This is a genomic window from Nocardia testacea NBRC 100365 (assembly GCF_000308775.1).
Lineage (GTDB): Bacteria > Actinomycetota > Actinomycetes > Mycobacteriales > Mycobacteriaceae > Nocardia > Nocardia testacea.
In genome coordinates, this window is record NZ_BAGJ01000067.1 from 1 (window position 1) to 9059 (window position 9059).

Genomic DNA, 9059 nt, shown 5'->3' on the forward strand with positions numbered 1-9059 from the left:
GGGCCCGGGCGTTCCCGGACCCACGGGTACCGCTCCGGCCGACGGTTCGGCCCCTCCGGCTGCTCCGGTCGAGGGTGCTGGTCCGGCCGAGGTGCCCGGTCCGGCCGACGGAACTGCTCCGGCCGACGGAACCGCTCCGGCCGGTGCGTCCGCTCCGGTCGAAGGGGAGGCTCCGGCCCCAGCGCCCGCTCCGGCAGGGGAGGCGGTCCCGGCGCCCGTGGATACGCCGGGCGATGTCGAACCCACCTCGGTCGCGCCGCTGCCGCCCGGTACGGCGGGTGAGGAGATGCGATGAACCGGCGCGGGTCGGGGCGCGGGCGCGATTCCGCGCCGAGATCCCGAGCCGCGGCCGATCGCGGAAAGACGAAGAAGCGAGCCGCCGAGGTCGCGCCCGCTCGGCCCCGCGCGCCCCGGCGGTCACGTCCGGGCGGGCGGCCCGCCCCGAACGGGCCGGTGCGAATCCGGCTCGGTGTGGGCCGGTTGATCATGCTGGTGGCGCTGACCGTGGTGGCCCTGCAACTGCTGTGGATCCAGACCATCGCCGCGCCCACGCTGTCGGCGCAGGCCGCCGGCCAGCGCACGGCCTACCAGGACCTGCCCGCCACGCGCGGCACCATCACCGACCGTAACGGCAAATCCCTGGCCTTCACCATCACCGCCCAGTCGCTGAACTTCCAGCCCGTCCGGGTGCGCAAGGATCTCGCCGACGCCCGGGCGAAGGACGATTCGGCGCCCGATCCCGATCGGCGGCTCGAAGATATCGCCGGGACCATCCACCGGATCCTCGGTGACGAGGGACCGAAGGAATCCGAACTGCTGGAGAAACTGCGCAGTGACCAGACCTTCGTATACCTGGCCCGCAATGTCGACCCGCGGAAAGCCGACGAGATCACCGCGAAGTTCCCCGAGGTCGGTACCGAACGCCAGGACCTGCGCGAATACCCGGGCGGGTCGCTGGCGGCCAATATCGTCGGCGCCACCGGCTGGGACGGCCACGGCCGGGTCGGGCTGGAGGCCTCGCTGGATTCGGCGCTCGCCGGCACCGACGGCTCCTACACCTATGACCGCGGCTCCGACGGGGCGGTCATCCCCGGTAGTCTCCGCGACCGCCAGCCCGCGGTCGACGGTAACAATGTCGAACTGACCCTGGACTCCTACCTGCAGAACCACGTGCAGCAGCAGATACAGCAGGCCAAGGATCGCTCGGGCGCGAGATCGGCCTCCGCGGTGGTACTGGACGCCAAAACCGGCCAGGTGCTGGCCATGGCCAACGACAATACGTTCAATCCGGCGCTGGGTCCGCAGCACTGGGATCCGGCCGGGCTGGACAACCCGTCGGTGACCCAGCCCTTCGAACCCGGCTCGGTGAACAAGGTGGTCACCGCGGCCGCGGCCGTCGAATACGGCCTCACCACGCCGGACGAGGTGCACCAGGTGCCCGGCCGCATCGATATGTCCGGGGTCACCGTCGGGGACGCCTGGGAGCACGGCGTCGCTCCCTACACCACCACCGGGATCTTCGGTAAATCCTCCAATGTGGGCACGCTGATGCTGGCGCAGCGGGTCGGCGAGGACCGGTTCGCCGATATGCTCGAACGCTTCGGTCTGGGCCGGCGCACCGAGGTCGGACTGCCCGGTGAGAGTTCCGGCCTGCTACCCGCCCGGGACCAGTGGTCCGGCGGTACGTTCGCCAACCTGCCCATCGGCCAGGGTCTTTCGATGACCACCTTGCAGATGACCGGTATGTACCAGGCCATCGCCAACGACGGGCTCCGGATGCCGCCGCGTATCGTGCGTGCCACCGTCGCCCCCGACGGGACCCGCACCGAGGAGCCGGCGCCCGACGGGGTGCGCGTGGTGAGTCCCGACACCGCGCGCACACTGCGCACCATGTTCCAGTCGGTGGTGCAGAACGATCCGACCGGAGTGCAGATGGGGACCGGCGCCGCCGCCGCGGTGGACGGCTACCGGATCGCCGGGAAGACCGGGACGGCGCAGCAGGTCGACCCGAACTGCGGGTGCTATTCCAGCTCGTCGTACTGGATCACCTTCGCCGGTATCGCGCCCGCGGACAACCCGCGCTATGTCATCGGACTGATGCTCGACGCGCCGGTGCGCAGTTCCGACGGCAGCGGCGGGCAGTCGGCGGCGCCGCTGTTCCACGACATCGCCTCCTGGGCACTGCAGCGGGATCGGATTCCGCCGTCGAGCGAGCCGGAACGGCAGTTCGTCCTGCAGGCGTCGTGATTCGGCGAACCGGCTTACCCGACCGTGACCCGGCGTCGGTAACCTGACTCGTCGTCGTATCCGCGCTTCATCATGCAGAGAGGAATCCTGTGCCCGCGCAGTCCAGCCAGCCCTCGCTGCGGCCGGCCCGGCCGCTGTCGACACCGCTGCCCGACCTGCTGGATCTGATCGACGCCGAACTTCGGCCACCGGTCGCCACCGACCTACTCGTCACCGGGATAGAACAGCGCTCCGACGCGGTTCTGCCCGGTGATCTGTTCACGGCGTTACCCGGCTCCCGGGCGCACGGCGCCCGGTTCGCCGCGGACGCGGTGGCCCGCGGCGCGGTCGCCGTACTCACCGACGCCGCCGGGGCGGAACTGGCCGGTGACCTGCCGGTGCCGGTCCTGGTGCGCGAGAATCCGCGCGCGATCCTCGGCGAGTTGTCCGCGGCGATCTACGGCCATCCGTCCGAGCGATTGCGGATCATCGGCATCACCGGCACCTCCGGCAAGACCACCACCTCCTACCTGGTGGAGGCCGGACTCGCCGCGGGTGGGCTGTCCACCGCCCTGATCGGCACCATCGAGACCAGAATCGGCGGCCGACGGGTCCCGAGCGCACTCACCACGCCCGAGGCGCCGCAATTGCACGCCATGTTCGCGCTGATGGTGGAACAGGGTGTGGACGCGGTGGTGATGGAGGTGTCCAGCCACGCCCTGACACTGGGCCGGGTCGACGGGGTGCGGTTCGCGGTCGGCGCGTTCACCAACCTGTCGCAGGACCACCTCGATTTCCACGCCGATTTCGAGGACTACTTCGCCGCCAAGCGCCGGCTGTTCGAACCGGTGTCCCCGGTGGCCGCCCGCACCGCCGTGGTGTGTGTGGACGACGCATGGGGCCGCCGCCTCGCCGACGGCCTCGCCGCGCCGATCCGGGTGGCGACCACCGGACCTGCGGACTGGTCGCTGGCCGCCCCCGCCCGTGCGTACGGCGGGGAACAGGAATTCACCGCGGCCGGGCCGGACGGCGAGACGCCGGTGCGGCTGCGGCTGCCCGGTGATTACAACGTCGCCAACGGCCTGCTCGCGGTCGCGGTATGCGCGGCCGCCGGAGTGGCGCCGGGGACCGCCGCGCCCGCGCTGGCCACGGTGGACGTACCCGGACGGATGCAGCGGGTGGAGCGCGGGCAGGAGTTCTTGGCGCTGGTGGACTACGCCCACAAACCCGCCGCGGTGGAATCGGTGATCGCCACCCTCCGCACCCACCTGGCCACCGCGGGGAGCCGGGGACGGCTGGCGGTGGTGGTCGGTGCCGGCGGCGACCGGGACACCGGTAAACGCGGCCCGATGGGCGCGGCCGCGGCCCGCGGCGCGGATCTGCTCATCGTCACCGACGACAATCCACGAACCGAGGATCCGGCCGCGATTCGCGCGTCCCTGGTCGCGGGCGCGCAGAGTGTGGGCGACGAGCAGCGCGGCGAGGTCCGCGATATCGGCGACCGGGCCGCGGCCATCGCGGCGGCCGTCGACTGGGCGCATCCCGGCGATGTGGTGCTGGTGGCCGGTAAGGGCCACGAAGCGGGGCAGGAGATCAACGGGGTGAAATATCCGTTCGACGACCGCGAGGTACTCGCGTCGGCGATCGATTCGGCATTGGGGCACAGTTCCGGGGGCGCGGACAACGGTTCGTGGTCCACGGGCGCGGAGGACTTGACAGTTTCATGATCGAGATGACACTGCGGGACATCGCCGAGGTCGTGGGCGCCACGCTGCACGATGTCGGTGACCCGGAGGCGAGGGTGACCGGTTCGGTCGAATTCGATTCGCGCCGAGTCGGTCCCGGCGATATCTTCCTGGCGCTGCCGGGCGAGCGCGTCGACGGCCACGACTACGCGGCCGCCGCGATCGAGGCGGGTGCGGTCGCGGTACTGGCCGCCCGGCCGGTCGGAGTGCCCGCCATCGTCGTACCCCCCGCGCCGGGCTCGGTGCCGTCGAGTGCGCTGGCGCTGAGCCATGATTCGACCGGCGCCGGCGCCGCGGTGCTGACCGCGCTGGCCGCGCTGGCCCGGGAGAGCGTGTCGCGCCTGGTCGCGGCCGGTGGACTGACCGTGGTCGGCGTCACCGGATCCTCGGGTAAGACCTCCACCAAGGATCTGCTGGCGGCGGTGCTCGCGCCGCTGGGGCCGGTGGTGGCACCACCCGGCTCCTTCAACAACGAACTCGGGCATCCCTGGACCGCCCTGCGCGCCGGTCCGGACACCCGGTTCCTGGTGCTGGAGATGTCGGCGCGCGGGCCCGGGCATATCGCCGCGCTGGCCCGGGTGGCGCCGCCGAGTATCGGGGTGGTCCTCAATGTGGGCACCGCGCATCTCGGCGAGTTCGGCAGCCGCGAGGCCATCGCGCAGACCAAGGGCGAACTCGTGGAGGCGCTGCCCGAAACCGGTCTGGCCGTGCTCAACGCCGACGATCCGAAGGTCAGCGCGATGGCCTCGCGGACGGCGGCTCGGGTGGTGACGGTCGGGCATTCCGCGGGCGCGCAGATCCGGGCCACCGCAACCACTCTCGACGACCAGGCGCGTGCCTCGTTCACATTGCACACACCGCTCGGCGACCGTCCGGTCACGCTGGCCGTGCACGGGGAACACCAGGTCGGTAACGCACTGTCGGCCGCCGCGGTGGCCCTGGAGTGCGGCGCGGATCTCGACACCCTCGTCAGCGCGCTCTCCGGGGCCCGGGCCGCGTCGGCGCGGCGGATGGACGTCCGCACCAGTGCCGCCGGGGTCACGGTGATCAACGATTCCTACAACGCCAACCCGGATTCCATGCGGGCCGCGCTCAAAGCGCTGGTCACCATGGCCCGGTCGGGCGACACCCCGCGGCGCAGCTGGGCGGTCCTCGGCGAAATGGCCGAACTCGGCCCGGAATCGGTGGTGGAACACGACGGGATCGGCCGCCTCGCGGTCCGCCTGGATGTGGACCGGCTCATCGTGGTCGGGACCGGACGACCCTCCCGGGGCATGCACCAGGGAGCGGTCATGGAAGGCTCATGGGGTGAGGAATCGGTGCTCGTCCCGGATATCGAAGCGGCCGTGGAGTTGCTCGCCGCCGAAGTCGGCGCGGGTGACGTGGTGCTGGTGAAGGCATCGCAATCGGTCGGCCTGTGGGCGGTGGCCGAACAGCTGCTGGCCGAGGGTGAGAAGAACGCGGGTGCCGGCACACCGGCACCGGGCGGCGCCGGCGCCGCCGACGGGGTGAGCACGGAGGCAGTGCGATGAGACAGATCTTGTTCGCGGCGGCGATCGCACTGACGGTGTCGATCCTGTTGACGCCGCTGCTGATCCGGATATTCGCCCGGCAGGGGTTCGGGCAGGAGATCCGGGTCGACGGCCCGGCCAGCCATCAGTCCAAACGCGGTACGCCCACCATGGGCGGGGTGGCGATCATCATCGGTATGTGGGCCGGGTATCTCGGCTCCCATCTGATCGGAATCGGTTACGAGGCAGAAGGTCCCACCGCCTCCGCGCTGCTGGTGCTCGGCCTGGCCACGGCGCTGGGCGTGGTCGGCTTCATCGACGATTTCATCAAGATCCGCAAGGGCCGCAATCTCGGGCTCACGGCCGCGGGCAAATACCTCGGCCAGATCACCGCGGCGGTGGTGTTCGGTGTGCTGGCACTGCAGTTCCCGGGTGGCAGCGGACTGTCCCCGGCGAGCCGGCAGTTGTCCTACGTACGCGATATCAACACCGTCTCGATGAGCGTGGTCGTATTCCTGGCCTTCGTCTGCCTCATCGTGGTGGCCTGGTCGAACGCGGTGAACCTCACCGACGGCCTGGACGGTCTGGCCGCGGGATCTATGAGCCTGGTGCTCGGCGGCTACGTCGTCATCACGTTCTGGCAGTACTACCACTCCTGCGAGACCAAGCCCGAGACCGGCTGCTACAACGTGCGCGACCCGCTGGATCTGGCCCTGGTCTGCGCGGCGGGCACCGCGGCGTGTATCGGATTCCTGTGGTGGAACGCGGCACCGGCCAAGATCTTCATGGGCGATACCGGATCGCTGGCCCTGGGCGGGCTGCTCGCCGGGCTGTCCATCACCACCCGCACCGAACTGCTGATGGTGGTCATCGGTGCACTGTTCGTCGCCGAGGCGGCGTCGGTGGTGCTGCAGGTGGCGGTGTTCCGGACCACCCGCAACCGGCTGTTCAAGATGGCGCCGTTCCATCACCATTTCGAATTGAGCAAATGGGCGGAGACCACGGTGATCATCAGGTTCTGGCTGCTGGCCGCGATGGCCTCGGCCGCCGGGCTCTCCCTGTTCTACAGCGAATATCTCTCCGCGGTCGGGTGAGCTGACGATGGAGGAACATACGCCCCGGGCCCTGCGTTCGCCGGGCCCGATGCTGGAATTCCTGCGCGGCCGCGAGGTGCTGGTTGCCGGATGGGGTGTGTCGGGCCGTTCGCTGATCACGCCGCTGCGCGATATCGGGGCCCGGCCCGTGGTGACCGACAGCGGTGCCGCCGCACTGGCCGAAGCCGCCGAACTGGGGCTGGACATCGCGCCCGCGGCCGAGATGGAGAACACCGACTGGTCGCGGTTCGCGCTGGTGATCACCAGCCCGGGCTGGCGGCCGGACTCCCCGGTCCTGGCCTCGGCGGTATCCGAGGGCATCCCGGTCTGGGGGGATATCGAGTTCGCCTGGTGGGTGGATCAGGCCCGGATCTACGGTCCGGTCCGCAAATGGCTGGTGGTGACCGGCACCAACGGCAAGACCACGACCACCCAGATGACCCATTCCATACTGCGGGCCGCCGGTATCCCCAGCGTCGCCTGCGGCAATATCGGTCTGCCCATCCTGGACGCCCTGCGCCGCAATCCCGGGCCGCAGGTGCTGGCGGTGGAGCTGTCGTCGTTCCAGCTGCACTGGGCGCCGTCGGTGCGCCCGGAGGCCGGGGTCGTGCTGAACGTGGCCGAGGACCATCTGGACTGGCACGGTGGGCTCGACGCCTACGCCGCCGCCAAATCGCGGGCTCTGCTGGGGCGGGTCGGGGTCGTGGGACTCGACGATCCGGTGGCCGCCCGCCTGGCCCGTCGCTCGAAGGCGCGCCGCACCATCGGGTTCCGGATCGGCGTCCCGGCCGACGGTGAACTCGGCGTGGTCGACGGCAAACTGCTGGACCGGGCCTTCACCAAGGCGGCGATCCTGGCCGAGTCCAAGGAGATCAGCCCGCCCGGTCCGGCCGGTATCGCCGACGCCCTGGCCGCCGCGGCGCTGACCCGGGCCATCGATGTGGCGCCGCAATTCGTCCGTGAGGGCCTGATCGAGCACAAGGTCGGCCCGCACCGGTCGGCGCTGGTGCGCGAACTGGGCGGCGTCGAGTTCATCGACGACTCCAAGGCCACCAACCCACATGCCGCACGCTCGTCGATCCTGGGCCATCAGCATGTCGTCTGGATCGCCGGCGGCCAGCTCAAGGGTGCCGGTGTCGAGGACCTGGTGGAGGAGGTCGCCGAGCGGCTGGTCGCCGTCGTGCTGTTCGGTGCCGACGCTCCGGTCATCGCGGCCGCGCTGGCGCGACACGCGCCGGAAGTCCCCGTGGTCGAGTTGGATACGCGGGATCATGCCGGTATGGGGCAGGCAGTCATGGACGAGGCGATCACCGGAACCCGCAACACCGAAATCGCCGACGCGGTGATGGAGCGTGCGGTGCGGGAGGCGGCGGCGTTCGCCGGACCCGGCGATACCGTGCTGCTCGCGCCCGCGGCGGCCTCGCTGGACATGTTCACCGACTACACCCACCGCGGCCGTAGTTTCGCCGGCGCGGTCGAGGACCTGAAGGACGAGGACCTCGGGCGGCGGTTATGAGACCGCGCGGCACGCGACAGGTACAGGTGGGCCGATTCGGCGCCTGGCTGGCGCGGCCGCTGGCCTCGTTCCATCTCGTCGTCACCATCGCGACCCTGCTCACCCTGCTGGGACTGGTGATGGTGTTGTCGGCCTCCAGTGTGGAGTCCTATGCCGACGGCGGGTCGGCGTATTCGCTGTTCGTCCAGCAGATGATGTACGCGACGGTCGGCGCGGTGCTGTTCTATGTCGCGCTGCGGATACCGTTCCGGCGGTTGCGCCAGCTGTCCTTCCCGGTGTTCGCGGTCTCGGTACTGCTGCTGGTCCTCGTGCTGATCCCGGGGGTCGGCAGCACGGTCAACGGTGCGCGCCGCTGGATCGACCTGGGGCTGTTCTCGATCCAGCCGTCGGAACTGGTGAAGGTCACGTTCGTGGTGTGGGGCGCCCACCTGCTGATCTCGCGGCGGGCCGCGGGGCGGGCGGCCAACGATCCGGGCGGGTTGAAGAATCTGCTGGTGCCGCTGGTTCCGGCCGGTCTGCTGGTCTGTCTGCTGATCGTGCTGCAGCCGAACCTGTCCACCACCATCGCCCTCGGCATCGTCCTGCTGGCGCTGCTGTGGTTCGGCGGTCTGCCGGTGCGATTGTTCGTGGCCATCCTCGCCTCCGGTGCCATCGCCGCGCTCGCCCTCGCGCTCTCGGCCGGCTACCGCTCCGACCGGATGCGTGCCTTCTTCAATCCCGCCGACGATCCCCAGGGCATCAACTATCAGGCCCGGCAGGCGATGTACTCGCTGGCCGACGGCGGTCTGTGGGGCCGCGGGCTCGGGCAGAGCCGGGCCAAATGGAGCTATCTGCCCAACTCGCACAACGACTTCATCTTCGCCATCATCGGCGAGGAACTCGGCTTCCTGGGCTGCGCGCTGGTACTGGGACTCTTCGCGCTGTTCGTCTACGCCGGCCTGCGGATCGCCGCCCGCTCGGTGGATCC

6 protein-coding genes and 1 pseudogene are annotated in these 9059 nt (G+C 70.4%); all 7 read left to right on the forward strand.

The genetic code is table 11. The features are described 5' to 3' along the window. Nucleotides 1-295 (forward strand): annotated as a pseudogene (locus ON38_RS37010) (Rv1157c family protein); the annotation flags it as partial. After that, on the forward strand, nucleotides 292-2247 hold the full coding sequence (locus tag ON38_RS08335) for a peptidoglycan D,D-transpeptidase FtsI family protein (protein WP_083872418.1): 1956 nt from the start codon (nucleotides 292-294) through the stop codon (nucleotides 2245-2247). The pseudogene ON38_RS37010 and the gene ON38_RS08335, both read left to right, overlap by 4 nt. Before the next feature lie 89 nt (nucleotides 2248-2336). Next, nucleotides 2337-3953, forward strand: coding sequence for a UDP-N-acetylmuramoyl-L-alanyl-D-glutamate--2,6-diaminopimelate ligase (locus ON38_RS08340; protein WP_083872420.1), 1617 nt, complete (start codon nucleotides 2337-2339; stop codon nucleotides 3951-3953). Then, entirely contained in the window at nucleotides 3950-5503 is a 1554-nt protein-coding gene (locus ON38_RS08345) for a UDP-N-acetylmuramoyl-tripeptide--D-alanyl-D-alanine ligase (protein WP_039823757.1), read from the forward strand. The genes ON38_RS08340 and ON38_RS08345 overlap by 4 nt, the downstream gene beginning before the upstream one ends. After that, nucleotides 5500-6576 (forward strand): phospho-N-acetylmuramoyl-pentapeptide-transferase, encoded by a 1077-nt coding sequence (gene mraY, locus ON38_RS08350; protein ID WP_030523849.1) that lies wholly within the window; start codon nucleotides 5500-5502, stop codon nucleotides 6574-6576. The genes ON38_RS08345 and mraY overlap by 4 nt, the downstream gene beginning before the upstream one ends. A 49-nt stretch (nucleotides 6577-6625) precedes the next feature. Then, nucleotides 6626-8092, forward strand: a complete 1467-nt coding sequence (gene murD, locus ON38_RS08355) for a UDP-N-acetylmuramoyl-L-alanine--D-glutamate ligase (protein WP_039823760.1) — start codon at nucleotides 6626-6628, stop codon at nucleotides 8090-8092. Next, a partial coding sequence (locus ON38_RS08360) for a peptidoglycan glycosyltransferase FtsW (RefSeq protein ID WP_169333256.1) occupies nucleotides 8089-9059 on the forward strand: 971 nt, incomplete at its 3' end. The genes murD and ON38_RS08360, both read left to right, overlap by 4 nt.